Origin of the sequence: Enterobacter cloacae complex sp. Mu1197 (assembly GCF_040059225.1) — a bacterium.
In the GTDB taxonomy this organism is placed as follows: Bacteria; Pseudomonadota; Gammaproteobacteria; order Enterobacterales; family Enterobacteriaceae; genus Enterobacter; species Enterobacter quasiroggenkampii.
Genome location: NZ_CP157375.1, coordinates 2,536,566 through 2,561,597 on the forward strand (window position 1 = coordinate 2,536,566; position 25,032 = coordinate 2,561,597).

A 25,032-nucleotide genomic window follows, 5' to 3' on the forward strand; every position below is an offset into this window, starting at 1 on the left:
TAGCGAGCTTTATCCATAATGTCAGTAAGGATTATTTGTGCGGTTTCGTACCGTTTAGCATACAGTCCATTTCAATACGTAAAAAAACAGGGCCACTTACTCCATATTTTGATTAATAACACCATGACACTATTATTTCATAAATGATTACCATGATAGAAATAATACCTGTCGTGAGACAGACATTTCATCGTTAGAATCTCGGTGCCAGCCCGTATTTTGGCGTTTTGATATTTGCCGCCCAAATTTTGATATCGTTTTGCAGGAGAATAGTGAAATCAGATTTCAAATGCGTCACCATGCCATTGACGCTGTCCGCATCCAAAACTGAAAAATGTTCAATTCTGTTCTTCCCTATCTGAACACAAGCATATTTGGCGGGCAGCACTTTACCATTCACATTGAGTGGCAGCTTATTCTCACCACAGCGCCCTTCCGTAATATATGACACCAGCAAATTAGCGGATTTCCTGCCAGGCTGGGATACGCTCACCATGACGGGATAACCTTCCGAGGTCTGCGTCATATCATAAAGCACCGCATTTTTCATATACCAGGTATTATATTCCCGCTCCTGAAAAGCGGACCAGGCAGGCGCAGAAAAAAGCGCCAGCACTGCCAGCGTAATAGAGACTATTTTCATGGAATGTTATCGTCCGTGGTGTTGCACGTATTATTCAGATTGTGCAAAAAACAGCAACAACTTAAGAATAGTCCTACCACTATTGGCAGTGATGGAGGATCAATTAACGACGCGCGACGCGGTCTGTTTCCTGTTGCTAACGTATCTTCGCTTTATTTATTCCGACTGGCCGTTCGGATCGCTTCCAGACCGACGCGCTGTCCGAATGACAGCTCTAACGTATTTCCATCGGGATCGGCAAAAAAGACATAGTATCCGACGGGATCGCCTACATTCTCAGGCGCTTTCCTTAGCACACCTTCAGCGGTGGCCATCGCGGTTTTTCTGTCAATTTCTTCGCGGGTCGCACAGGCAATTCCCAGATGCCCGAAACTGCCCAGCGGCGTATCGGTCACAGTATCGGCCTGTACCAGAACCAGTGCAAAAGGACGGGTATGGTCGCTAAGCCATGCGACTTTTCTTGCATCAGGCATGTCGGGTTCACGTAAATGAATGACCTCCATACCGGCATAGCGACGATAAAAGGCAATACTCTTTTCCAGGTCCCTGACCATAAACGCGACATGAGTGAAACCTACATCAATGTCTTTCATTTTAATGATGTTACTCCTTTATCAACGTGGTGCTGACATCTTAAAAGCTCAAGTTAACTTGATGTCAATACGCTCATAAAGAAGAAACAGGCGAGAAATGGTAAACCGCCGCCATCACGGCAATGCTAACGACAATGCTTAAGAAAAAGTAGGTTTTAAAGGGCTGCTTTTGCGTTTTATGGCGAAAGAGCTGCTGGCCCACAATCGCGCCAGGCCAGCCGCCGGTTACGCCAAATACCAGCAGCGTGGCTTCCGGTACCCTGCGCATACCCTTACGCGCTGCCCGTTTATCGGCGCCATACATAGCCATCGTCAGCACATTGATCAGCAGAAACCACATAGCCAAAGGGTTAGAGGCAAAAAGGCTGCCGATTGCAGCAAAGATCAGGAGTAAATAAAAAAAGCGATTGAGGGTCATAGCACCAACCACCGGGTTGTTTAGCAATTACGAAGCCGCATTATACCCTATCTTGCTGACGCATCTTCAAGCCAGGTTAATATGTAAGCATGACTGCATCGTCATTTCGCAGTCAGCATTTTTTTCTTAAAAAATTATACGGAAACGCCTAACGTCCAAAACCCACCGCCAGAGCAGTTACTTAACAAGTTAAACATGATTGCATCTATTATTCAGCCGTGAAGGCGGTAATATTGACCAGGATCAACTTTAAAATTTTACCTTAGACTCTTCATTCTTTTTTTTAGTATGTAATCTCTACAGCAAAGGTTGAAAACAATTAAATTGACCACAAAGCACTCAGATAACAAAATAGCACCGTAGTTAAAACAATAACGGTCTGCATTTTATTTGGGGGATGATGCCCCCCTTTTTTTCTTTATCGCAATTCCGGGGAAAACGTCACTCCACCCTCACTTTAACCTTTGGCTTCGACAAAAGGATTTTTATCAACTCCTTAAAAGGAACAGGTTTGTAGAAGAAGTAGCCCTGTAAAAACGTGATGTTATTGCGGATGAGATAATCAAGCTGTTGCTGGGTTTCAACCCCTTCCGCCACAATACGGATTGACAGTTTTTTTGCCAGTTCCAGTACCGAATCCAGGATCAGGGTGGAATCCTCATTGGCATTCACTCTGGCAACAAAGCTTTGGTCGATTTTGATGTAATCAATGTGCAGGTCCTGCAGGTAGGACAGGCCAGAATAGCCCGTTCCAAAATCATCCAGCGCGATTGCAAATCCGTTGTTATGCAGCTCATTGAGGGTCTTAACGAGATGTTCATCTACGTGGAGGGGCTCGCGCTCGGTCACCTCAACGACGAGGTTCAGATCCTGTTGCACAAAGCTGCGCTTGTAATTCAGGCACTCTTCAAAAAAGGTAGAGGCCACGATATGAGACGCACTGAAGTTAATTCCTACATGGAATCCTTCCGGCAGCAGCGTAGAAATTGAATTCATCTGCATTGCAACCTGACGCATTAAGCTTTGGGTTAATGGAATAATTAGCCCTGATTTTTCTGCAAGAGGAATAAACGACGCGGGAGAAATAAACCCGGATTGCGGATGCTTCCATCTGGCCAGCACCTCTACACCGCGCAAGGTGCCCTCTTTTCCGCTCACGACGGGTTGGTAATAGGGAATAATTTCATTTCTGTAGATGGCGGTGCGCAGCGAATCTTCAGGCGATATATCCTTAGAGAGATAGCGTTGTAGAAGATAAGCAGGAAGAGAGGAAATGAGCAGCAGAAATAACAGCACTCCACCGGCCTGGTCGAATAATCTCGTCAGGCTAAAAAGTGGCGGAGCGTTAAATTGAATCGCGAAGGGATAATCAGCGTCTTTTACCGTCAGTACATCTTTGTTTGCATGGGGTGCCGTCAACACATCGCCGGATTGGCCTAAACGACGATTGCCGACTTGCAGTGAATACGCCACGCCACGTAATGGCATATTCAGCGCATCCCGGATATGGCTGTCGCTGATGCTCACCATGATTCGGCTTCCGGCATGGTTTGTCTGGTATAAGAGAACCGGCAGGCCGTTGACCGTACTTTTCGATGGAACAAGGAGCAATGATGCCTGAGGCAGCGCTGAGCTGTTAACCAACAACACGCGATTTCCCGGTAAAGAGGAGCACCAGACCGCATCTTGTTTCAGAATAACGATCGTTCTCAGATGGGGTTGTAATGCCGCTTCAGTACCGAGCCGATACTGCCCTTCAGCATCACACTCATTCTCAGCAAGCTGCATTGCTATATGGGTCGCATGACGAGCTTCTTTAAGAATGACGTTCATGTTTCGCACGACATAGTGCGCCCCTGCAAGGCTGTCAGCCCGTGCAGAATACCAAACCTGTAAATTGATGATAAAAACGCCCAGCATAAAAATTGCCGTGGCTGCAGCTAAGGAGACAGGTGCATGGCGCATTCAGGGTTCTCGACTCGAGTGACGTTGCCGCTTCGGTGATGCTGAAGTGATTGAATTATCTTCGTCTTAAGCATGGTTGATAAAGAAAGAAATACCATGTCAGGCGTCAGAAATTTTCCCGCAAGCCAGGCTCCATCTTTGCACCTTCTCAAATGGGTGACTAGTCCTGATATAGGTTGACAGTTTTCTGTCTGTAAAACGCCTGATGAACATCATCGGGCGTTTTGTATTTCAGGGCCTGGTGTGGCCGCTCATGGTTATAAATTGTCACCGATTCTTTTACCATTTCCCGGGCCTGCGCCAGGTCGGCAGGGCGCGAGAGTAAAAACTCATTTTTCAGGATCCCGTTTATTCGCTCAGCCAGCGCATTCTGGTAGCAGTCATAACCATCGGTCATTGAACAGGTTATTCCGTTTCTCTCATGGACTGACTGATAAAGCACTGAACAGTATTGCTGCCCTCTGTCAGAGTGATGTACCAGCGGACCTGTCGTTTTTCTCCGCCCCAGAGCCTGTCTGAACGCTTTTACCACGTTTTCTGTCTGCAGGTTTTCCCCGACATGGTAGCCCACGATTTTTCTGGAGCAGGCATCAGTGACCAGGCTCAGATAAGCCGTGCCGCTGCGCAGCGGAAGATAAGTTATATCAGCGACCCAGACCTGCTCTGGTTCAAGGGCGGTGACCTGTCCCGTGCCAGGTTTCAGCAGATTAGGATGCCGGTAAAAGCGATGATGGCTGTTGGTGGTTTTGTGATATGCCCGTTTCACTGGCACAAGGAGCCGGTATTCATCCAGCAGGTTAAACAGACGATCACGTCCGATATTCAGCCTTTTATCGGCCTGAGTATTCAGCAGGTAGTGCAGTTTACGCGTACCGATTCGCGGCTGACGACACCTGACGCGGGCAACAAAATCAAGAACCTGAGCATGATGTTCCTGGCGTTTTCTGCACCTGGTGTTGTCCTGATACCATGCCTGCCTGCTGTGCCCCAGGAACTGGCATACGCGGGTAACGGTTATTTTTGGGGCCGGACTTTGCGCGAGGACTTGCCGGGCCGCTTTTTTACAACGCTCACCCCGTAATCATTTTTCAGGACATTGATAACCGACTCAAAAAACTCAGCTTTCTGGTTCGCCAGCGCAAGCTGTTCTTCAAGTTCCCTGATTTTTTGCTCGGGAGTAAGCGGGACAGTCGTCTGGGCCACAGGCAGTTTCCTCTTTACCCGGTCAGGAAATTCGGGGCTCCAGTCAAGCCGGCCATGTTTACGCAGCCAGACAAGAACAGTGGAGCGCCCCTGAATGCCATACCGCTGCTGGGCCTGTTTATAGGTCATCTCGCCTTTTTCAACCTGCTCAACAACGGCTATTTTAAAGGATAGAGGATAATCACGTTGGGTGCGTTTGAAGTCAGTCATCATCACGTTCTCCGGATTTAAGTCAGAAACGTGTCAACGCTATTCAGGACGGGTCAGGGGAAATAAAAAGGCCGCCGAACGGCAGCCTAGGTTGATACATGCTTATTAGTACTGCTTTATTGTCTTGACCGGCGTTCTTTCTGACCAGTCAGGCCGCTCGCCTGCCATGATTGCGCGCTGTTGTGATGGCGTCACAGACTGCGTTATTTCAGGCATCGACTTGTACTCAGGTTGATGAGGTGGGCTGAGAACCAGATCGGAGCTACAGCCTGACAGTAGCAACGCCACCAGTAGCGATGAATTAAGCTTGAACACGTTAACCCCTTCCAATGGGATAAAAGTTACAGAAAAAGCGTGGTGTCGGTTCTATCCCGGTGACTTTTCTTTGTTATACAACGTCACGCGCCTGGCTACCGGCCATAAATTCGCCACGCAGATAACTCCGCAAGGATATATTTACTCGAGCAATAAGCGCAACGCCTTGTTTTCCTGCCCACCAGTGAAAAAAGGTGTCAGGAAAGCAGAGTACGCTTCTGGTATCGACGATGTTTATGCTAAAACCGCTGGTATGTTTCTTTTGACAAAAGTTATGAGGGACGTTGAATGGTGACGCTTGAGGAATTAAAAATGAAATACCCGGGCGCACAGGCCAGGCAAATGGGTGACAACCCGGAACTGGCGAACGAACTAGCGGACCTGATTAAAAAAGGGCTCAAAACGGCCACCTGCGGATCTTTTGCCTCGTACTCGCAGGATGTGTCTGCTCCACGGATAGGAAGCTATAACATAATCCTTGATGGTCAGAATATCCCGGTCTGTGTGATCCGGCTGGTTTCCATGCGACTGGTGCGTTTTTGCGATGTTAATGAGGAATTCGCTCGTAAAGAGGGTGAAGGTGATTTAAGCCTTGAATACTGGCAGACAGAGCATCAGCGATTTTTCTTCCGCGAAGGCCATTTTTCTGAAGATATGGAACTGGTCGCAGAAGAATTTGAATTGGTTGAGGTGCTGTAAGCGGAGATAAAGTGGCAGAGGTGTATCTGTTACTTAAGCAGGCTTACCAATATTAAGCTCATAGACTACGCATTCCGTATCGTAATGCTGCTCTATTGCTTTATAAGTCATACCTAGCCTTTTCATAACACGCTGCGATGCGATATTTTCGGGATCGGCCACGGCCACCAGATAAGATGCTCCCACCCGTTCTACAGCATAATCAACGATCGCTTTCGCTGCCTCTGTAGCATAGCCTTTGCCATTGTGTTCAGGAACGAGGCGCCAGCCAATCTCTAATGGTGCACCCTCCACGTTTGCCAGGTGCTGGAGGCATCCTGCACCAACGATCGCACCAGAAGATTTCTCTCTGATAGCCCACCACGAGAAGTGATACTTATCCCAGCGAGCCTGCACCCTTCTGATGCCCTCCCAGGTTTCTTCGGGCGTTTTAACGATACCCTTATTGATATAGCGCATCACCTCAGCATCACTATCCATTACCCTTAAGCCTTCATAATGTGAATCATTATAGGGTTCCAGGATTAAGCGGACCGTTTCTACATTCATCTTAAATTCCTCTTACATTAAGCCAGTGCCTTCATTGAACTCGTCCCGATAAAACACCATGACGCCGGAGGTAGCTTATTGGAATCGTTTAAGACTAGTAGAATTCAACTTTCGTATGCGCTGTCATTGAAACTGGTTTCGGCGCCGGATTACCTGCGTTCTGTACTGTGGCATTACATATTTCAGGCACAAGCATTTCGTTATAATGACAAGAACTGGTTGCTGTATAACCGTCCGAGAAAACTGATGAGTTTATTAGTTTATAATCAAGAGGCTTTCTTTTTTTATCAACATAAGATATTTCATTTTTAGATATAACGCTTCCTGAACTATAAAATTCAGAGCGCGTCAAATTATAGCCTTCATCATAAAAATGTTCAGATATTTTTTTGCCTAAAAAATAGGTGTCTTTAATTAATCCATTCGGGTAAAGAGTGTAACGCAACTCGTCACCATTTTCATTTTTACTCAAAATGTGACATTTTTCATCAAGTTGTATTGAGAAAGGCTTGCCATCTCTATGGCCAATAAGACTTCCATTTGTATATTTTAGAATGGTTTCATGTCCAGAAGAAACATTATCAAGATTTAAGCTATCAACACAACCATTTTTATCCAGTCTGATGGAGATTTTATAAGTGATTTTTCCATTCTCCTCAACATCAGTATCTAAGGATTTAACAGCCCCCTTAACTGGATTGAAATCAAACATAGTCGATAAGTTATAAAGTAGAGGTATGTAGTGATTTTCTGCAAAAGCCATGCTTGAAAATAAGGAAGTACAAAGGAAAAGAGTAGAAGTTTTTATCATTTTTAAATCTAAGCTCAAGTTACCCTCAAATTAAGTAAGCTCATTACAGCATGCTTATTGCTAATTTTCAATATTGATACTGGCGGAGATGATTGCACCACAACTGCGCCGTTTGCCGTAAAGTCGCTATCGTATCCAAACGTCTGAACGCTACCCTTTATCACGTATCGGCGCCAGATTTCACGCAGCAGTAAAACGTGCTGGCATTCGCCGCCGGAATCCGTACCATACGCGGCATACAATTTTTGCCCCTGCTGGCTCCGAAGGTAGTACTCAATGCAAGAGAATCAAGAGATTAACAAAAAAGAGCAATACAACCTGAACAAACTGCAAAAGCGACTGCGCCGTAACGTGGGCGAAGCCATTGCAGACTTCAACATGATTGAAGAAGGCGACCGCATCATGGTTTGCCTGTCAGGGGGTAAAGACAGCTACACCATGCTGGAGATCCTGCGTAATCTTCAGCAAAGTGCGCCGGTGAAATTTTCCCTGGTGGCGGTCAACCTTGACCAGAAACAGCCGGGTTTCCCGGAACACATTCTGCCGGAATACCTCGAGAAGCTGGGCGTTGAGTACAAAATCGTCGAAGAAAATACCTACGGTATTGTGAAAGAGAAGATCCCGGAAGGGAAAACCACCTGTTCTCTGTGCTCTCGTCTGCGCCGCGGCATTCTGTATCGTACCGCGACGGAGCTGGGCGCGACCAAAATTGCGCTGGGCCATCACCGCGACGATATCCTGCAAACGCTGTTCCTCAATATGTTCTACGGCGGCAAGATGAAAGGTATGCCACCTAAGCTGATGAGTGATGACGGTAAACATATTGTGATCCGCCCGCTTGCCTACTGCCGTGAAAAAGACATTGAGCGTTTTTCCCAGGCGAAAGGGTTCCCGATCATTCCATGTAACCTCTGCGGCTCTCAGCCGAACCTGCAGCGTCAGGTGATTGGCGACATGCTGCGCGACTGGGATAAGCGCTATCCGGGTCGTATCGAAACCATGTTCAGCTCCATGCAGAACGTCGTCCCTTCCCATCTCGCGGATGTGGAGCTGTTCGACTTTAAAGGCATCAATCACGAGTCAGAAGTCGTGAACGGCGGAGATCTGGCGTTTGACCGGGAAGAGATCCCGATGCAGCCAGCAGGCTGGCAGCCGGAAGACGATGACAATCAGTTTGAAGAGTTGCGTCTGAACGTGCTTGAAGTGAAGTAAGCGGTTAGCGTCTCAGAAACACCTTCTGAGACGCTTCATGCTTTATTTCAGCAGGCGTACGCGGCAGGTTTTACCCTTAATTTTCCCGTTTTGCAGCTGCTTCCATGCCTTATGGGCAACCGCCTGGCGAACCGCGACGTAGACATGCGCAGGATGGACAGCAATCTTACCGATATCCGCCCCGTCCAGACCCACATCCCCGGTCAGTGCACCTAGAACATCACCAGGACGCATCTTGGCTTTTTTACCGCCATCAATGCACAGGGTCGCCATTTCGGCCTCCAGCGGCACAAGGCTGACGCCGGCTGGGGGATTCATCCAGTTCAGCTTAATTTGCAGCATCTCAGAGAGAATATTGGCGCGCTGCGCCTCTTCTGGTGCGCAGAAGCTGATCGCCAGACCGCTGTTTCCTGCGCGCGCGGTGCGGCCAATACGGTGCACGTGTACTTCCGGATCCCACGCCAGCTCAAAGTTCACCACCAGCTCAAGCGATTTAATATCCAGACCGCGCGCAGCAACGTCGGTCGCAACCAGCACGCGGGCGCTGCCGTTCGCGAAACGGACCAGCGTCTGATCGCGATCGCGCTGTTCCAGATCGCCATGCAGCGACAGCGCGCTCTGCCCGGCGGCATTCAGGGCATCACAAACCGACTGACAGTCTTTTTTGGTATTACAGAACACCACGCAGGAGGCAGGCTGATGCTGGCTCAGCAATTTCTGCAGGAGCGGTATCTTCCCCTGCTGCGAGGTTTCAAAGAACTGCTGTTCGATCGCGGGCAGCGCATCTACGCAGTCAATTTCAATGGTAAGGGGATTTTTCTGCACGCGGCCGCTGATGGCGGCAATGGCTTCCGGCCAGGTTGCGGAGAACAGCAGCGTCTGGCGATCGGCCGGCGCAAAACGGATCACCTCGTCAATGGCATCGCTGAAACCCATGTCCAGCATGCGATCGGCCTCATCCATGACCAGCGTTTGTAGCGCATCCAGCGAGACGGTGCCCTTCTGCAGATGATCGAGCAGACGGCCAGGCGTCGCGACAATAATGTGCGGGGCATGCTGGAGTGAATCACGCTGGGCGCCGAACGGCTGCCCGCCGCAGAGGGTTAAGATCTTGGTATTGGGCAGGAAACGCGCCAGGCGACGCAGTTCACCCGCGACCTGGTCTGCCAGTTCGCGGGTCGGACACAGCACCAGAGACTGGGTCTGAAACAGCGCCGCATCGATATGCTGCAACAGGCCAAGGCCAAATGCCGCCGTTTTTCCACTGCCCGTTTTCGCCTGCACGCGCACGTCACGGCCCTCAAGAATGGCAGGTAAGGCGGCCGCCTGAACAGGCGTCATCGTGAGGTATCCCAACTCGTTGAGGTTATCGAGTTGGGCGGCGGGCAGAACATTCAGGGTAGAAAAAGCGGTCACTGTAGTCTCTCGTGGTGATCTTTGCAGTCAGATGGCGCGTATCCTCGCAGATCTCGCGGTTCGATGCGACAATTTAATCGGTTCTTCATCGGGCGGCGGGTCCGGCATCGGCTGCGGACGCGGGATGGGATCGGGCATGGGTACCGGATCGCTGGGGATAGGATCGGACTGACGCGATTGTGGCAGTAGCAGAGCGTTAAGGATGCTCATCATTCCCTCCAGAATTTGCTGTCGTCCCTTTTAGGGTAGACGCTGAGAATCAGGAGGCAAAAAAAAGCCGACTATGAAGTCGGCGTCGTACGAATCAATTGTGCTATGCAGTAATTCAAAAAAGGAAGTAAGACAATATGGAGCGCAACGCCCATCGCTTGACGTTGCATTCACCTGCGGGAGTAATATTGCACCTTACGGGGTAGATGTTTATTGACTTCGCTCAATTAAAAGAGCGTTTTAATCCCGGAAAAAGACGAAAAAAGCGTAAATTTACAGCCATTTACTACGATGCAACCACCATGCAACACCCCCAATCAAAACAACTAACATCACGCAAAACGCCGTAAAGCCGTAGCGATAAGCGCCCCCGGGAATTCCCCCCAGATTGACGCCAAACAGCCCGGTCAAAAACGTGCTGGGTAAAAACACCATCGCCATCAGGGACATCGTATAGGTTCTTCGCGCCAGCGACTCCTGCATCACCTGCGCGATTTCGTCCGCCATCACCGCCGTTCTGGCAATACAGGAATCAATTTCATCCAGCCCGCGGCCCAGCCTGTCGGCAATATCCTGCATTCTGCGTCGATGATCGTCGTTCATCCAGGCGAGCCTTTCGCTGGCCAGCCGCGCATACACGTCGCGCTGCGGCGTCATGTAGCGGCGCATCACAATCAACTGCTTACGCAACAAGGCCAGAAAACCGCGCGGCGGGATCTGCTGATCGAGCAGGTTATCTTCCAGGTCGATGATTTTATCGTGCAGTTCTTCGATAAACTCGCTCGCGTGATCGGTAAGCGCGTCACAGACGTCCACCAGCCAGCTGCCGCAGTCGATCGGCCCGGTGCCCTCTTTCAGATCGTTGACGATGTCATCCAGCGCCAGAACCTTACGCTGTCGGGTGGAGACAATCAGCCCATCGTCCATATAGACCCGCATCGCAACCAGCTGATCCGGACGTTCATCCGTGCTGCCGTTAATACAGCGCAGGGTGATCAGCGTCCCGTCCCCCATTCGGCTCACGCGGGGGCGCAGGCTTTCACCGGCCAGCGCATCGCGCACGTTGTTAGGCAAGAGCGGGGTCGACGCCAGCCAGTCAGCGCTGTCCGGGTGGGTGTAGTTCAGATGCAGCCAGCAGGGATGCGCACTGTCGATCACATCATTGTCTTCCAGCGGCCGGGCACCGCCGCGACCGTCCAGCACCCACGCAAAAACTGCGTCTGGAACGTTTAGTTCAGATCCTTTAATGCTTTCCACAGCTCCTCCGCCTTTTAGCTCTTTCGGTGTCAGTCTAGCTTTCATCAGGGGTTAAGCAACAACTATGTATCCCATCGCGCTGAAATCGTTCATGAAATGTACATGCCATGCGTTTCACCCGGCGGCACTACGCTTGCACGGGCCTACAGTGAAGGGTGTAATGTATTGATATTGCGGCAGAGTGTAGGCCGGGTAAGCGCAGCGCCACCCGGCAAGAAATATGGCGAGAGAGGTGCGGTTTTGTCAGAGAGAGTGCTCTGGCCGCGGGAGGAAGGATGGCGAGCCGCCAGGTAATGAGGACAACGATCCCTGATCCAGTCTGAAATTACGCGTGCGGGCCTGCAGCTCAATCACCTGATTGCGCAGGACATCAGAGGAGCCGTTGAGTTCCTCCGCCATCGCCACGTTGCTTTGCGTGACTCGCTCCAGCTCCGAAAGCGCCAGCGTGATCTGGGAAATGCCTTTCTCCTGCTCAGAGGTCGACGCGGAAATTTCATCCATCAAGCGGCTGACGTTCCCCGACCCCGTCACGATTTCATGCATATTCTTCTCTGCCTGTGACACCACGGTCGCGCCCTGCGTGACGTTACTGCTGGTGACTTCAATCAGCGCTTTGATATTCTTCGCGGCCTCTGCGCTGCGGTGTGCCAGGTTTCTGACCTCTTCCGCAACGACAGAAAAACCTTTTCCGTGGTCGCCTGCCCTTGCCGCCTCAACGGCCGCGTTGAGCGCCAGAATATTGGTCTGGAACGCAATGCCGTCAATCAATGAAATAATCTCCGTCATCTGTTGGGCGCATTCGGTAATGGACTGCATATTGTTGGCGACCTGCCCCATCAGCTCCCCGCCCTTGCGCGCCTGCAGCGTCGCCACATTCGCCTGTTCGCTCGCCAGGCGGGTGTTATCGGCATTGTTTTTGGTGCTCGCCGCCATTTGTTCCATGCTGGCTGCGGTTTGCACTAAAGACGCAGACTGCTGTTCGGTTTTTACCGAGAGCTGAGCGCTACGGGCCGAGAGCTGATCCGATAAGGTCATGGCGGTTTGCGACGACGCCCTGATCTCGCGCACCAGCGTCGCAATGTTGCCGGAAAGGCTATTGATCCCGGGAATAAGTCGACCCGCGCAGTTATTGCCAAACTCCGGGATAGAAACCCCAAGGTTGCCTGCTGTCACCTCTTCAATACTTCTCTTTACCGTATTGATCGGCGTCACAAGATAGCGGGTCATATAGACCCAAAGCAAAAATAGCGCAACGAAATTGATAACGTTAAGGGAAATAAAGAGAGAGGACTTGCTGGAAATTAGAACAACGACACCTGCGTTTACCAAAAATAGCGATAAAAGGAACCCGATAATAAAGGTTCTGACACTAATATTTCTTAGCATGATGATACCCACGTTTTATATTTTGGTCGGCATCTAGACTTATAGCATTGGCTCAGACGATTTTCCTCGCAAACTTCACGGGATTGTTTTTTCGCCGTTAGCAACCTGGGATTTAGCTTAAGTCAGATAAAAAGAGCGTATTAGTGAAAATGTTCTTCGCTGCGTGCTGTGATACTGGTCTGCTGCCACGTTAAGCGATACCATCCGCTGCGGCGCACTGATACAATCGCCGTTATATTTAAGGAGCTTTGCTACTTTTATTCGCTCTTGTTTAGCAATGCTTAATACGTTAACAATGAGAATATATTTTATATTCTTAATACGTTTTAGAGTATTAATATGACTGGTCATTTTACACGATAAAAAACTAATATTGTTTGAATGCGCATGTTCGTTGCCAGATAAAGATGTGCCCGGCAGGCGAAATCGGTAACCCTCTCAGGCGTGGGATTGCATAATGCTCAATATATCGTGGGACCCTGTGTTAATCGCTATCTCTTATCTGGTGGCGTTTATCGCCTCCTTTGTGGCGCTGGACAGTGCCGGAAAGATCCCCCTTTCCAGCCGAAAGGCTGCCCTGTTCTGGCGTATGGCCGGCGGCATCTCGCTCGGCATCGGCATCTGGTCGATGCACTTTATCGGCATGCTGTCGATGCAAATGCCCATGATGATGCGCTATGACCTCTGGTTAACCCTTGCATCCCTGGGCGTCGCGGTTATTGCGTCGACCACGGCCCTTGATATTGCCGTCGCGGGAAAAAAACGGTCTCTCTTTCGCCCCATCGTAGCCACCGCAATCCTGAGCGCAGGCGTGGTATCCATGCACTATATCGGTATGGCGGCCCTGATGCTGGATGGCAGCATCATCTGGGATCGCCGTATTGTGGGGTTGTCCGTGGTCATTGCCGTGGTGGCTTCCGGCACTGCGCTGTGGCTGGCTTTCCGCCTGCGAGACAAAGGGGTTTTTATCGAGCGCCTTCTCGCGGCCCTGGTCATGGCCGCCGCCATTTGTGCGATGCACTATACCGGCATGAGTGCCGCGCATTACCCGGAAATGTCGCATACCCTTCCCGGTGGGATCGGCGAGCTCGGGTTATCCATCTGGGTTTCGGTCACCACGCTCTGCCTGCTTGGCGTGATGTTAATTATTTCCCTTGTCGACTCTCACCGGCGTACCGGCCGGCTGACGGACAATCTTCGGCAGCTCAATCGGCAGCTTGAGCTGCAGGCGCGCTTTGATGCGCTCACCGGACTCGCGAATCGCCATCAGATGGACATCCGCATGCAGGACTGCCTGCGCAGCGCGTTGCTGAGTAACAAGCAATTTGCCGTCATTTTCCTGAACGTCGATCATTTCAAACGCGTCAACGATACCTGGGGTCACAGCGTCGGCGATGAGTTATTGATCACCGTTGCACAGCGCATCACTTCCCGTCTCACGCGTGAGATGACTCTGGCAAGGCTGGGAGGTGACGCCTTTATCCTGCCGGTACCGGAATGTGACGACGACAAACTCAACGCCCTGCTCGCGTCGTTGCTCGAGGATGTGCGACGTCCTCTTTCGATCTGTGGTCATACGCTAAGCACGACAATCAGTGCGGGCGTTAGCCTCTATCCTCAGGATGGCGAAACGCTGCATGAGCTAAAGCTCAAGGCGGATGCAGCCCTGCATCACGTCAAAGACGACGGCCGGAACGGCTGGGCGCACTACCGATCCGAGATGTCGACAGCAATCCCGGCAAAACCCGGTTTTCTGCAGGAACTCTCTCAGGCGCTTGAGCGCGATCAGTTTGAACTCTGGTACCAGCCAACCTGGTATGCACAAGAGAAGACTATCCATGGTTTTGAAGCCCTGCTGCGCTGGCGGCACCCTGAGCAAGGCGTTGTTCTGCCGGGCCTGTTTATCCCCTCGCTGGAACAAACCGGCTTAATTATTCCGGTGGGCAACTGGGCCATTGAAGCGGCATGTCGACAGCTGCATTTCTGGACTGAACAAGGGTTTAGCCAGTGGACGCTGTCGCTCAACTTATCCCCCGTCCAGTTCGAACAGCCGGACATTTTCCACATCGTATCGTCGATGCTGGAAAAATATAGCTTGTCCCCGTCCAGGCTGATCCTTGAGGTTACGGAAAGCACCGCGCTGAAAAATCTCGACCGCAGCATTGAGTTACTCAACGCGTTTAATCATGCGGGGATCACCGTCTCGATTGATGATTTCGGTACGGGCTACTCGAACCTGCTGATGCTGAGCGTGCTGCCGGCAAAAGAGCTCAAGATCGACAAAAGCTTTGTGACGTCGATGCTGGAAAATGAAAAAAGCTACAAGCTGGTTGAAACCATCATGAGTATCGCCCGAACCATGGAGATGACCGTGGTGGCTGAAGGGATTGAAACGCAAGAGCAGCAGGAGGTTCTCACCCGTCTCGGCTGTGACTACCTGCAGGGTTATCTTTTCTCCCGTCCCTTACCTGCCGAACAGGTGCCGTGGCTGCTTCTGCAGATAAACTCCGACAGGCAAATTATACCCATTAATAAAATTCAAACGGACCCCGCATTTATTTCACAAAAAAACCATGCCTGACGGGGTTGAGTAGAGTATGTTTCAAAGCAGTAGACACTCGTCACGTCTGTCATGATTGTCAGGCGCATTGAGCCGATGAACAGGAAATGCCTATGTCGCAAAACGGTTTTGAAGCGCTGAACGTCATTAAAACACCCGTATGGCTGATTTCCCCCGCTTCGGAAGCGATCGTTTTTGCGAATGTGACCGCAACGCAGCTTATGGGAGAGAAGACGCTCAACCAGCTGCGTAAAGGCCTCTATTCCGCGAATGCACAGCACCTCCTGTCGATGTATGTACCTGAACTGAAAACCGGGCAGGAGATCGTCGAAATCTGGACAATAAGCCGGGATGGACAGGATACGCCGCTAAGCTGTCGTCTCTCGCTTGCCCATTATGCCCCCTGGGGAGATGTGATTGTTTTCGAGGGGATCGCCCAGCACATTCTCTCTGGGCTAAAGGCCAGCCGCTCCGCAACCTACCGGCGGAAAAAACAGGGGTTTTACGCCCGTTTTTTTCAGACCAACAGCGCGCCGATGCTGTTAATCGATCCGGCCCGCGATGGCCAGATCGTTGATGCTAACCTGGCCGCGCTCAATTTTTACGGTTACTCACATGATGACATGTGCAGTAAACATACCTGGGAAATCAATACCCTGGGGCGAGACGTCTTGCCCATTATGACCGCGATTGCCGCGCTGCCCGGCGGCCATAAGCCGCTCAACTTTGTTCACCGCCTTGCCGACGGCTCTACCCGCCACGTTCAGACGTATGCCGGCCCCATTGAGATCTACGGTGACAAGCTGATGCTGTGCATCATCCACGATATCACCGAGCAAAAAAGACTGGAGCAAGAGCTGGAACATGCCGCGCTACGTGACTCCATGACCGGGTTACTCAACCGTCGCCAGTTCTACGCGATTACCGATCCCAACAACCTGAATCATCTTCCTGCCCAACAGCAGTTTAGCCTGCTGCTGGTGGATACCGATCGCTTCAAAAACATCAACGACCTGTTTGGTCATCTGAAGGGCGATGAGGTGCTTATCGCCCTCTCCCGAACGCTGGAAGCCTGTAGCCGGGAGAATGATCTGGTGTTCCGCTGGGGAGGCGAAGAGTTCGTTATCCTGCTGCCGCATACCGCTCTCGACATCGCGTTGCAGATTGCCGAGTCGATCCGTGCAGCCGTTGCCCGCATTACGATTCCGGGCTTACCGCGGTTTACCGTTAGCATTGGCGTGGCGCGACATAACCAGGGTGAGACGATTGATGAGCTGTTTAAGCGGGTAGACGACGCGCTGTATCGCGCTAAAAATGACGGACGCAATAAAGTCCTTGCAGCATGAAACTGGAGTATACGGGAAAGCCCCGCTACAATGCCTGCCTCGACTCAATTAACTTCTGGTGGGTAAAATCTGCAATGGGAAAAACAGAAATAATACTCACCTTAATTATTTTGCTCCTTATTATATTTGGCTTATGGTTTATTTTTAGCGGTGAGATCTGGTATCTCGTCGAATTTCTCGAAAATAGTCTTTACCCGACCTTCGATGCACCATAACGCACGTTTAATATCTTGTTTCACCTACCGAATTTGTCAGGTATCTGCAAGCCTGACAGCCGCGTAAGATACGCGCCGTTATCCTCCAACTACGTTGATAACGAATCACTTATTCATTTGCTTATGTTGCCCGTGCTCTGACGGGCTTTTTTATTTCCGGCATTTCAGCCACGCCAGGCTATATCTTAATCATCTTTAATGACAAGGGAGAGGAATGATGAGCAAGAAGATCCTGATGCTGGTGGGCGATTATGCCGAAGATTACGAAACCATGGTGCCTTTTCAGGCTTTGCAGATGATTGGCCATCAGGTGGATGCAGTCTGTCCCGACAAACCAAAAGGCGACTACATCATGACGGCAATCCATGATTTCGACGGCGCCCAGACCTATAGCGAAAAACCCGGTCACCGCTTTACCCTCAACGCCGACTTTTCCGCCGTAAAGGAGCAGGACTACGACGCGCTGCTCATCCCCGGCGGCAGAGCGCCCGAGTATCTGCGGCTAAATGAGGATGTGTTAAAGCTGGTACAGGCATTTGACGCCGCGCGCAAACCGATTGCTGCAGTGTGCCATGGCCCGCAACTGCTCGCTGCCGCGGGCATCCTGAAAGGCCGTACCTGTAGCGCCTACCCGGCTTGTGCACCTGAGGTACGCCTCGCGGGTGGACACTACGCCACGATCGGCATCGATCAGGCCCATGTCGACGGTAACCTGGTGACGGCTCCCGCCTGGCCCGCCCATCCGCAGTGGCTGGCGAAGTTTAGTGCGTTATTAGAATAACAGGTCCCGCCACATCGCTGCCGGGAAGCGTCATGCATTGTAAAACTGGCGCTTAGGTGCGCCAGTTTTATATTAACCGTCAGTGTTTCTCAATATACATCGTCCGGCTATACGCCACGTCTTCCGGGTTATTTATCGGGTACCCTTTCACCCACGGCTTAATCAGGCGACCGTTGGTGTACTGGTAAATAGGCGCGATAGGTGCTTTCTCCATGAGGATTTTCTCCGCCATGTTGTAGTCCGTGTTACGCGCTTTCGCCGTGGTTTCGAGCGTCGCCTGGTGGATAATTTTATCGTAAGCCGGGTCATTAAAACGCGAGATATTGCCGCTGTGGGTTGAGGTCAGCAGGGACAGGAAGGTCGAGGGCTCGTTGTAATCCCCCACCCATGACGCGCGGATCACATCAAAATTGCCGGTATTGCGGCTGTCGATGTAGGTTTTCCACTCCTGGTTTTGCAGCTTGACATCCACACCGAGATTTTTCTTCCACATGGACGCCACCGCAATGGCGATTTTCTGGTGGTTTTCCGACGTGTTGTACAGCAGGTTCAGCTTCAGCGGACGCTGAGGGCCGTAGCCTGCGGCCTGGAGCAAGGTTTTGGCCTGAGCGTTCAGCTCCTGCTGGGACATCTGCTCGAACGGTGAAGGTTCAGGCGTGAAGCCCGCCGTCACGTCAGGGGTAAAATGCCAGGCCGGTTTTTCGCCGGTACCCAGTACCTTTTCTGCCATAATGCGGCGATCGATAGTCATACTCAGGGCAAGACGAACCCGGGCATCGGCCGTCGGCCCCTTTTGCGTATTAAACGCGTAGTAGTAGGTCCCGAGCTGAGGCGGTGTATACACCTGTCCCGGAATGTCCTTCAGGAGCTTCTGATACATGTTTTTCGGGAACGATTCGGTAATATCGATATCCCCTGCCAGATAGCGTTTCGTGGCGGACGATTCCTGGTTAATCGGAATAAAGGTCACTTTTTGCAGGACAGTTTTCGCATTGTCCCAATAGTGGGTGTTCGGAACGACAACCAGTTTTTCATTCACCACGCGGTCGTTCAGGACGTAGGCGCCATTACCGACCAGCGCTCCCGGACGCGTCCACTCTTTCCCGCTTTCAACGTTCGCTTTTTGCACCGGATAGAAGGCGAAGTTTGCCGTCAGGTTGCTAAACCACGGTAGCGGTTTATCCAGCTGGACGCGCAGCGTCCTGGCATCCACCGCCGTCACGCCCAGGGTATCAGGAGCCGCCTTACCGTCGATGATAGCCTGCGCATTGTTGATACCTGCCAGCGCTGCAAACCAGGCAAACGGAGAGGTCGTTTTTGGGTCAACCAGACGCTGCCAGCTGTAGACAAAATCCTGCGCGGTGACCGGCGTACCGTCAGACCATTTTGCGTTATCACGCAGGGTGAACGTCCAGGTACGGTTATCGTTACTCTGCCAGCGCGTCGCCACGCCCGGGGTCAGTTCCCCTTTCTCATTCTGATTCACCAGCCCTTCGAAAAGATCGCGAATCACCTGAATCTCTGGCAACCCCACCGCTTTTGCCGGATCGAGCGAAGCCGGTTCATCTTTAATATGTCTGACCAGCTCCTGTTTTTGCGCCAGCACCGTGCCCTGTGGGACATCAGCAGCGTATGAGAGTGTAGAGAGCCCGCACAGGCACAGTGCGGTGAAAAGACGCGAAACAGGATGCTTCATAAGATCCCCTTTAAAAAATTCAGGTAACAAGCAGATGCGTAATTATTTGTTTCGACAATAAGAAATGCAAATAACTTACGCCTGAATAGTGATTTAAGGCAATTCTCAGCCGCCACGGAAACTATTTGATTAACAGCGGCTTTTGCACAACACTGCCAGTAGAGACTTCTTTATCAGGATTTCGTATGGCAACCACCCGACCCCGCGCGGAACGCGGCGCCTTCCCTCCGGGCGCTGAACAATATGGCCGCTCATTTTTAGGCGCATCGCTGATCTGGTTCCCGGCACCCGATGCCGATCGCGAAAGCGGTTTGATTATTGCCGGCACGCACGGTGATGAAAACTCGTCTGTCGTCACGCTCTCGTGCGCGCTGCGGACATTGACCCCTTCATTACGACGTCATCACGTGATTCTTGCCGTCAATCCGGATGGCTGTCAGCTGGGATTGCGGGCGAATGCGCGGGGTGTCGATCTGAACCGTAATTTCCCGGCAGCAAACTGGCGCGCTGGCGAAACGGTTTATCGCTGGAACAGCTCCGCCGAGGAGCGAGACGTGGTGTTGCTGACGGGAGACAACCCAGGCTCAGAGCCGGAAACGCAGGCGCTGTGCCAGCTTATCCATAAGATCCATCCCGCCTGGGTTGTCTCCTTCCACGACCCGCTGGCCTGCATTGAAGATCCGCGCCACTCTGACCTGGGCGCGTGGCTGGCCCGGGCGTTCGACCTGCCGCTCGTCACCAGCGTGGGTTATGAAACACCCGGATCATTCGGGAGCTGGTGCGCCGACTTAAGCTTACCCTGCATCACCGCTGAGTTCCCGGCGATCTCCTCCGACGAAGCCAGCGAAAAATACTTAAAAGCCATGATGGAGCTTCTGCGCTGGCAGCCTCAGAGATGAAGCACGCCGCTGGTAAATTTCAGGGCCGGTGAAACGTCAACCGCCAGCCACGTCGGGCCATCCAGATCGGCGAAACGAACCTGATTGACCAGCGGCAGCGCCGCGCCGATCGCCCGGGAGGTGCAAAGCATGCATCCCAACATCAGGTCGAACCCCTGCGCCCGGGCGTCCGCCGCCAGAGCCAGGGCTTCAGTCAGTCCGCCTGCCTTGTCGAGCTTGATATTGACCATGTCATAGCGGCCCTTAAGCTCGCTCAAATTCTCGCGGGTGTGGCAGCTTTCATCCGCGCACACGGGTAACGGATGGATAAAATTCTTCAGCGCCGCATCCTCTTCTACCGGCAGAGGCTGCTCCAGCATCGCCACCCCCAGGTCAGCCAGCAGCTGGCATCGCGCGGCGAGCCCTTCGGGATGCCACGACTCGTTGGCGTCCACAATCAGCGTGGCTGAGGGGACCGCCGAGCGAATAGCGACCATCCGCTCGCTGATCAGACGATCGTCTAGCTTCACTTTTAACAGCGTGGCTCCGGCGTCATAGAGCGCTTTCGCACTGGCGGCCATCTGCTCCGGCTCACCAATCACGACCGTTTGCGCGGTCACGATCGATTCGGGCACGACCACGCCCAGCAATGACGTCAGCGATTTTCGCTGCTGAGCGGCTTCAAGGCTCCAGAGCGCACAGTCGATGGCGTTGCGCGCCGCCCCGGCGGGTAAACGCTGCTGTAATGCCTCGCGCGTGAGCCCTTTTTGCAGGTCAGGCACCAGGGTCATGATCTGCGCCATCACAGATGCAAGGCTTTCCCCATAGCGCGGATAAGGCGTACATTCCCCGACGCCTTTCACACCCTCTTCTTCAATTTCAACCACGACCACGCTGGCTTCACTTCGGCTGCCGCGCGAAATCACAAACGGGGTATGCAATGGCCAGGCTTCTTCATAGACCTTAACGCTTCTCATCACTGACTCCTTGCGGCCCGGTAAGGCGAAAAATTTGGTTTGCCGTGTTATCCGCTGATGGCATACACTAGCCACGACGTTAACTATATGTAAACAGGAAGATATCTATGTCACAACTCGTTCATTTCCAGGGCAACCCGGTTGCTGTAGCAGGTTCCATTCCGCAGGCTGGCAGCAAAGCGCAGGCATTTACTCTGGTGGCTAAAGATCTGTCTGACGTCACACTGGCTCAGTTTGCGGGCAAACGCAAAGTACTGAACATTTTCCCAAGCATTGATACCGGTGTTTGTGCCGCATCCGTGCGTAAATTCAACCAGCTGGCGACTGAAATGGACAACACCGTTGTGCTGTGCATTTCCGCTGACCTGCCGTTTGCCCAGTCCCGTTTCTGCGGTGCCGAAGGCCTGAGCAACGTTATCACCCTCTCCACCCTGCGCAGCGCAGATTTCCTCGAGAAATACGGCGTCAGCATTGCGGAAGGCCCACTGAAAGGTCTGGCAGCACGTGCTGTACTGGTTCTGGACGAAAACGACACTGTCGTCTTCAGCGAACTGGTTAACGAAATCACCACCGAGCCGGACTACACTGCCGCGCTGGACGTGCTGAAAGCATAATAAGTCCTTAGCATTCTATACAACTTATTCTCAACCTCGCTTCGGCGGGGTTTTTTATTATTCAAAGATGAATCGTTAAAGCATAAATACTCGTATGTCACATTAATCCTGCAATAATCAGAACAATATGCAACATGATCGTGATCAACAACGCATAATAATCGTTAAAATCCCCTATTTTCATCCCGAGTGAAGCCCATCACATTTCCCTTTTTGTCTAAACATTAGATTTGCTTACGAAAGAAAATAATCGTTTCAGCAAAAAGGATAAAATATGAAGATCAAATTCGCTTTTACGCTTCTGGCGGTCCTGGTTTCTGGCCATGCCGCGGCTAAAACCTGGGTGCTGACAAGTGCTGAAAGCAGCGTAGAGAAAGGAAACTGGAAGATTTCCAGTGATGAGCTGAAAGTTAAAGATCAGACGTTCAGCATTGAGCAAAAAATCTTACACGGCGGCAAGCAGGAAGGCAGTAAAATCATCATTATTAGCAGTAAAGATGGCCTGACGATTACCCTGAGCCCGACACGCGGCATGAACCTTCTGCACGTTGAAGGGTTTGGCACCCGACTAGGATGGAATTCACCCGTCAAAGAGGTCGTCAATCCTGCCTACATTAATCTTGAAAGCCGAAACGGTCTCGGCTGGCTGGATGGATTCAACGAGATGATGGTGCGCTGTGGCTACGAGTGGACAGGTCATCCGGTCACCGCAGATGGGCAAATTTACACCCTTCACGGCAGGGCCGGAAATACACCGGTATCGCAGGTGGAAGTTGAGGTGGCGGATACCGCCCCGCATGAGATCCGCGTTCGGGGTTTGATCAAAGAGAGCACGTTCAAAAAAGCGGATCTGCAAACCATGACCGAACTGCGCTACGTTCCCGGAACTAACCAGTTCAGTCTGCATGATGTTCTGACCAACCATGCCGATTACCCTCATGATTATCAAATCATCTATCACAGCAACTTCGGGACACCGATCCTCGAAGAAGGCGCACGTTTCCTTGCGCCAGCGGCGAGCGTGAGCCCATTCAATGACTACGCCAAAGCGGGCGTTAACGACTGGCAAACCTACGCCGGGCCGACGAAAGGCTTTGATGAGATGGTCTTTAATATTCAGCCGCTCGCCAACAACAACCATGAAACGCTCGCAGCAGTGGTCAATAAAGCCGGCGATAAAGGCGCATCCATCCAGTTTGATACGCGCCAGCTGCCCGTGCTGACCTTATGGAAAAACACTGACACGCTGAAGCAGGGTTATGTCACGGGCATTGAACCGGGAACCAGCTACGCCTACCCCGTCACGATTGAACGCGAACAGAAGCGGGTTAAGCAGCTGCAGCCTGGCGCCAGCGCGCAGTTTGATCTGACCTATACCCTGCTCCACAGCCCGCAGCAGGTAAAAGAGGTTGAAAGCAGGATTGCGTCGATTCAGGGCGAGACAAAAACAGACATCGTTAACACGCCGCTGGCGAAGGAATAAATCTAAAGTGAAAAGTAAAAAGCCTCTTTGCAGAGGCTTTTTTGTTATTCGTCACCTTTCTTATGATTCAAACCATATTCACGTAGCTTATTTGCGATCGCGGTGTGCGACACGCCAAGGCGTTTTGCCAGCTTACGGGTGCTGGGATAGCTGCGGTACAGCTGCGTCAGCACAGAGCGCTCGAAACGGCTGGTGATATCATCCAGCGACCCTTCCATCGCCTCTTCGCCTACGGATACCGTCCCGGCGTCGTAATCCGGCAACAGGATATCCTGCGGACGCAGCTCATACCCTTCAAGCTGGGTCAGCGCGCGATAAACGGCGTTTTTAAGCTGACGAATGTTGCCCGGCCAGCCGTAGCGCATGAGCACCGTGCCCAGATCGGCAGACAGCTTCGGACGCGGCACACCCTGCTCGTCGGCAAAGCGGGCGACGAACAACTCCGTAAGCGGCATGATGTCCTGCGGGCAATCGCGCAGCGGCGGAATGTTCAGCGTCAGGACGTTAAGGCGGTAATAGAGATCCTCGCGGAAGATCCCCTTTTGCACCAGTTCCACCAGATTCTTCTGGGTGGCGCAAATGACGCGCACGTCCACATGTACTTCGTGATCCTCACCGACGCGGCGGAACGTGCCGTCATTCAGGAAACGCAGCAGCTTAGCCTGCATACGCGGCGACATTTCGCCGATCTCGTCCAGCAGCACGGAGCCACCGTTAGCCTGCTCGAAGAACCCTTTCTTGCCCTCCGGCGCGTGACCAAAAAGCTCGCTTTCAACGGCATCTTCCGGAATCGAGGCGCAGTTAAGTGCCAGATAAGGCTTGGCCGCACGCGGGCTCGCCAGATGCACGGCGTGAGCCAGCAGGTCTTTCCCGGTGCCGGTATCCCCGGTAATCAACAGCGGCGCGGTCAGGCTTGCGAGCTTACGCGCCTGATCAACCACATGACGCATTTTCGGGCTGACGGCAATAATCTGGCTGAATGCGCCAACGTCCTGACTGGAGAGGTTTTGCAGCTGACGACCCATGCGCAGCGTCGAGCGCAGCATGATCACCGCCCCGGTCAACACGCGGGTATTCCCTTCCCCTTTCAGATAGACCGGCGTGATCTCCATCAGGAAATTCTGCCCGTTAATCACCACATGCTCGCTGTGCGTGTTCTGCGGATTGCTGTCCAGCCAGCGCTGGAAGTTAAAACCGGGGATCAGCTGCGCTGCGTGATGATTGCTCAGCTTCTCCTGACTCTGTGCGAAAAGCTGGCAGCTCGCGTGGTTAACGCGCTCAACTTTGCTTTTCAAATCCAGGGAGAGGAACGGCTCAGGCATGGCTTCCAGCAGCGCGCTCAGCGCCAGGTGCTCGCGCTCGGACGGCATCCAGGGAATAGTGCGCACATCCGTAACGCCAGCGATACGGCGGATTTCCGCCATCAGGCTACTGAAGGTATTAAATTCAATTTCGGCAAAATTGAGGTAAATTCGCCCGACAGGATCGATCTCAATGCCACGTAAATCAATGCTACGTAAAACAAGAAGATCGAGTAATTCGCGGGTCAGACCGAGACGGTCTTCACAGAAGACTTCAAGACGCATGGGAAATTC

24 protein-coding genes and 1 pseudogene are annotated in these 25,032 nt (G+C 52.0%); 11 read left to right on the forward strand and 14 right to left on the reverse strand.

Annotated features, from left to right (window positions below; all coding sequences use genetic code 11):
* Positions 1-193: 193 nt before the first annotated feature.
* The 5 genes from ABFV38_RS12000 to ABFV38_RS12020 form a co-directional block, all read right to left on the reverse strand.
* Positions 194-643 (reverse strand): hypothetical protein, encoded by a 450-nt coding sequence (locus ABFV38_RS12000; protein ID WP_348957321.1) that lies wholly within the window; start codon positions 641-643, stop codon positions 194-196.
* Positions 644-795: 152 nt separating this feature from the next.
* Positions 796-1,236 (reverse strand): VOC family protein, encoded by a 441-nt coding sequence (locus ABFV38_RS12005; protein ID WP_045908846.1) that lies wholly within the window; start codon positions 1,234-1,236, stop codon positions 796-798.
* Between the two features lie 73 nt (positions 1,237-1,309).
* Positions 1,310-1,654, reverse strand: coding sequence for a DUF1294 domain-containing protein (locus tag ABFV38_RS12010; RefSeq protein WP_252073226.1), 345 nt, complete (start codon positions 1,652-1,654; stop codon positions 1,310-1,312).
* Positions 1,655-2,095: 441 nt separating this feature from the next.
* Complete coding sequence (locus ABFV38_RS12015) at positions 2,096-3,619, reverse strand: EAL domain-containing protein (RefSeq protein WP_348957322.1); 1,524 nt, start codon at positions 3,617-3,619, stop codon at positions 2,096-2,098.
* 160 nt (positions 3,620-3,779) lie between these two features.
* A protein-coding gene (locus ABFV38_RS12020; RefSeq protein WP_348957323.1) for an IS3 family transposase occupies positions 3,780-5,035 on the reverse strand; the annotation gives its coding sequence in 2 pieces (ribosomal slippage) (positions 3,780-4,684 and positions 4,684-5,035; 1,257 coding nt in all).
* 304 nt (positions 5,036-5,339) lie between these two features.
* Between ABFV38_RS12020 and ABFV38_RS12025 the strand changes: the two genes are divergently transcribed.
* Together ABFV38_RS12025 and ABFV38_RS12030 are read left to right on the forward strand one after the other, a co-directional pair.
* The gene (locus tag ABFV38_RS12025; protein ID WP_348957324.1) at positions 5,340-5,642 is read left to right on the forward strand and encodes a hypothetical protein; all 303 of its coding nucleotides are present in this window, start codon (positions 5,340-5,342) and stop codon (positions 5,640-5,642) included.
* Positions 5,636-6,046, forward strand: coding sequence for an ASCH domain-containing protein (locus ABFV38_RS12030; RefSeq protein ID WP_348957325.1), 411 nt, complete (start codon positions 5,636-5,638; stop codon positions 6,044-6,046). The genes ABFV38_RS12025 and ABFV38_RS12030 overlap by 7 nt, the downstream gene beginning before the upstream one ends.
* Positions 6,047-6,079: 33 nt before the next feature.
* Here ABFV38_RS12030 and ABFV38_RS12035 read toward each other — a convergent pair whose 3' ends face one another.
* Both ABFV38_RS12035 and ABFV38_RS12040 read right to left on the reverse strand, forming a co-directional pair.
* On the reverse strand, positions 6,080-6,595 hold the full coding sequence (locus ABFV38_RS12035) for a GNAT family N-acetyltransferase (RefSeq protein ID WP_348957326.1): 516 nt from the start codon (positions 6,593-6,595) through the stop codon (positions 6,080-6,082).
* Positions 6,596-6,689: 94 nt separating this feature from the next.
* The gene (locus ABFV38_RS12040; RefSeq protein ID WP_348957327.1) at positions 6,690-7,424 is read right to left on the reverse strand and encodes a YnfC family lipoprotein; all 735 of its coding nucleotides are present in this window, start codon (positions 7,422-7,424) and stop codon (positions 6,690-6,692) included.
* Between the two features lie 133 nt (positions 7,425-7,557).
* On the opposite strand from ABFV38_RS12040, the pseudogene ABFV38_RS12045 reads away from it, so the two are divergent.
* Both ABFV38_RS12045 and ttcA read left to right on the forward strand, forming a co-directional pair.
* Positions 7,558-7,647, forward strand: a pseudogene (locus tag ABFV38_RS12045) (hypothetical protein); the annotation flags it as partial.
* 35 nt (positions 7,648-7,682) lie between these two features.
* Positions 7,683-8,618, forward strand: a complete 936-nt coding sequence (ttcA, locus tag ABFV38_RS12050; RefSeq protein WP_348957328.1) for a tRNA 2-thiocytidine(32) synthetase TtcA — start codon at positions 7,683-7,685, stop codon at positions 8,616-8,618.
* 42 nt (positions 8,619-8,660) lie between these two features.
* On the opposite strand, the gene dbpA is transcribed toward ttcA, so the two are convergent.
* The 4 genes from dbpA to ABFV38_RS12070 all read right to left on the reverse strand — a co-directional run bounded on the left by dbpA (position 8,661) and on the right by ABFV38_RS12070 (position 12,887).
* Complete coding sequence (gene dbpA / locus ABFV38_RS12055) at positions 8,661-10,034, reverse strand: ATP-dependent RNA helicase DbpA (RefSeq protein WP_348957329.1); 1,374 nt, start codon at positions 10,032-10,034, stop codon at positions 8,661-8,663.
* A gap of 27 nt (positions 10,035-10,061) precedes the next feature.
* Complete coding sequence (locus ABFV38_RS12060) at positions 10,062-10,226, reverse strand: hypothetical protein (protein ID WP_304665500.1); 165 nt, start codon at positions 10,224-10,226, stop codon at positions 10,062-10,064.
* A gap of 291 nt (positions 10,227-10,517) precedes the next feature.
* Positions 10,518-11,501, reverse strand: coding sequence for a zinc transporter ZntB (gene zntB / locus ABFV38_RS12065; RefSeq protein ID WP_023292275.1), 984 nt, complete (start codon positions 11,499-11,501; stop codon positions 10,518-10,520).
* A 243-nt stretch (positions 11,502-11,744) separates the two neighbouring features.
* The gene (locus ABFV38_RS12070) at positions 11,745-12,887 is read right to left on the reverse strand and encodes a methyl-accepting chemotaxis protein (protein WP_069719081.1); all 1,143 of its coding nucleotides are present in this window, start codon (positions 12,885-12,887) and stop codon (positions 11,745-11,747) included.
* A gap of 457 nt (positions 12,888-13,344) precedes the next feature.
* Here ABFV38_RS12070 and ABFV38_RS12075 point away from each other — a divergent pair, with 457 nt between their 5' ends.
* The 4 genes from ABFV38_RS12075 (at position 13,345) to ABFV38_RS12090 (ending at position 17,789) form a co-directional block, all read left to right on the forward strand.
* The gene (locus tag ABFV38_RS12075) at positions 13,345-15,468 is read left to right on the forward strand and encodes an EAL domain-containing protein (protein WP_348957330.1); all 2,124 of its coding nucleotides are present in this window, start codon (positions 13,345-13,347) and stop codon (positions 15,466-15,468) included.
* Positions 15,469-15,560: 92 nt separating this feature from the next.
* A complete protein-coding gene (locus ABFV38_RS12080; protein WP_348957331.1) occupies positions 15,561-16,793 on the forward strand; it encodes a sensor domain-containing diguanylate cyclase in 1,233 nt (410 codons plus the stop codon).
* Between the two features lie 74 nt (positions 16,794-16,867).
* Complete coding sequence (locus tag ABFV38_RS12085; protein WP_045909000.1) at positions 16,868-17,008, forward strand: Ecr family regulatory small membrane protein; 141 nt, start codon at positions 16,868-16,870, stop codon at positions 17,006-17,008.
* Positions 17,009-17,225: 217 nt separating this feature from the next.
* Positions 17,226-17,789 carry a DJ-1/PfpI family protein gene (locus ABFV38_RS12090; RefSeq protein WP_196352900.1) on the forward strand — a complete coding sequence of 188 codons (564 nt, stop codon included), beginning with the start codon at positions 17,226-17,228 and terminating at the stop codon, positions 17,787-17,789.
* Between the two features lie 79 nt (positions 17,790-17,868).
* Here ABFV38_RS12090 and ABFV38_RS12095 read toward each other — a convergent pair whose 3' ends face one another.
* Positions 17,869-19,485, reverse strand: a complete 1,617-nt coding sequence (locus ABFV38_RS12095; RefSeq protein ID WP_045908857.1) for a peptide ABC transporter substrate-binding protein — start codon at positions 19,483-19,485, stop codon at positions 17,869-17,871.
* A 185-nt stretch (positions 19,486-19,670) separates the two neighbouring features.
* On the opposite strand from ABFV38_RS12095, the gene mpaA reads away from it, so the two are divergent.
* The gene (mpaA, locus tag ABFV38_RS12100) at positions 19,671-20,384 is read left to right on the forward strand and encodes a murein tripeptide amidase MpaA (protein WP_045908858.1); all 714 of its coding nucleotides are present in this window, start codon (positions 19,671-19,673) and stop codon (positions 20,382-20,384) included.
* On the opposite strand, the gene ycjG is transcribed toward mpaA, so the two are convergent.
* Positions 20,375-21,340, reverse strand: coding sequence for an L-Ala-D/L-Glu epimerase (gene ycjG, locus ABFV38_RS12105; RefSeq protein WP_348957332.1), 966 nt, complete (start codon positions 21,338-21,340; stop codon positions 20,375-20,377). The two genes, mpaA and ycjG, sit on opposite strands and share 10 nt — an antisense overlap.
* Positions 21,341-21,447: 107 nt before the next feature.
* Between ycjG and tpx the strand changes: the two genes are divergently transcribed.
* Entirely contained in the window at positions 21,448-21,954 is a 507-nt protein-coding gene (gene tpx, locus ABFV38_RS12110; RefSeq protein WP_023335907.1) for a thiol peroxidase, read from the forward strand.
* A gap of 274 nt (positions 21,955-22,228) precedes the next feature.
* Positions 22,229-23,437, forward strand: a complete 1,209-nt coding sequence (locus tag ABFV38_RS12115; protein ID WP_348957333.1) for an aldose 1-epimerase family protein — start codon at positions 22,229-22,231, stop codon at positions 23,435-23,437.
* 44 nt (positions 23,438-23,481) lie between these two features.
* Here ABFV38_RS12115 and tyrR read toward each other — a convergent pair whose 3' ends face one another.
* Positions 23,482-25,023 (reverse strand): transcriptional regulator TyrR, encoded by a 1,542-nt coding sequence (gene tyrR / locus ABFV38_RS12120; protein ID WP_008501254.1) that lies wholly within the window; start codon positions 25,021-25,023, stop codon positions 23,482-23,484.
* Between the last annotated feature and the right edge of the window lie 9 nt (positions 25,024-25,032).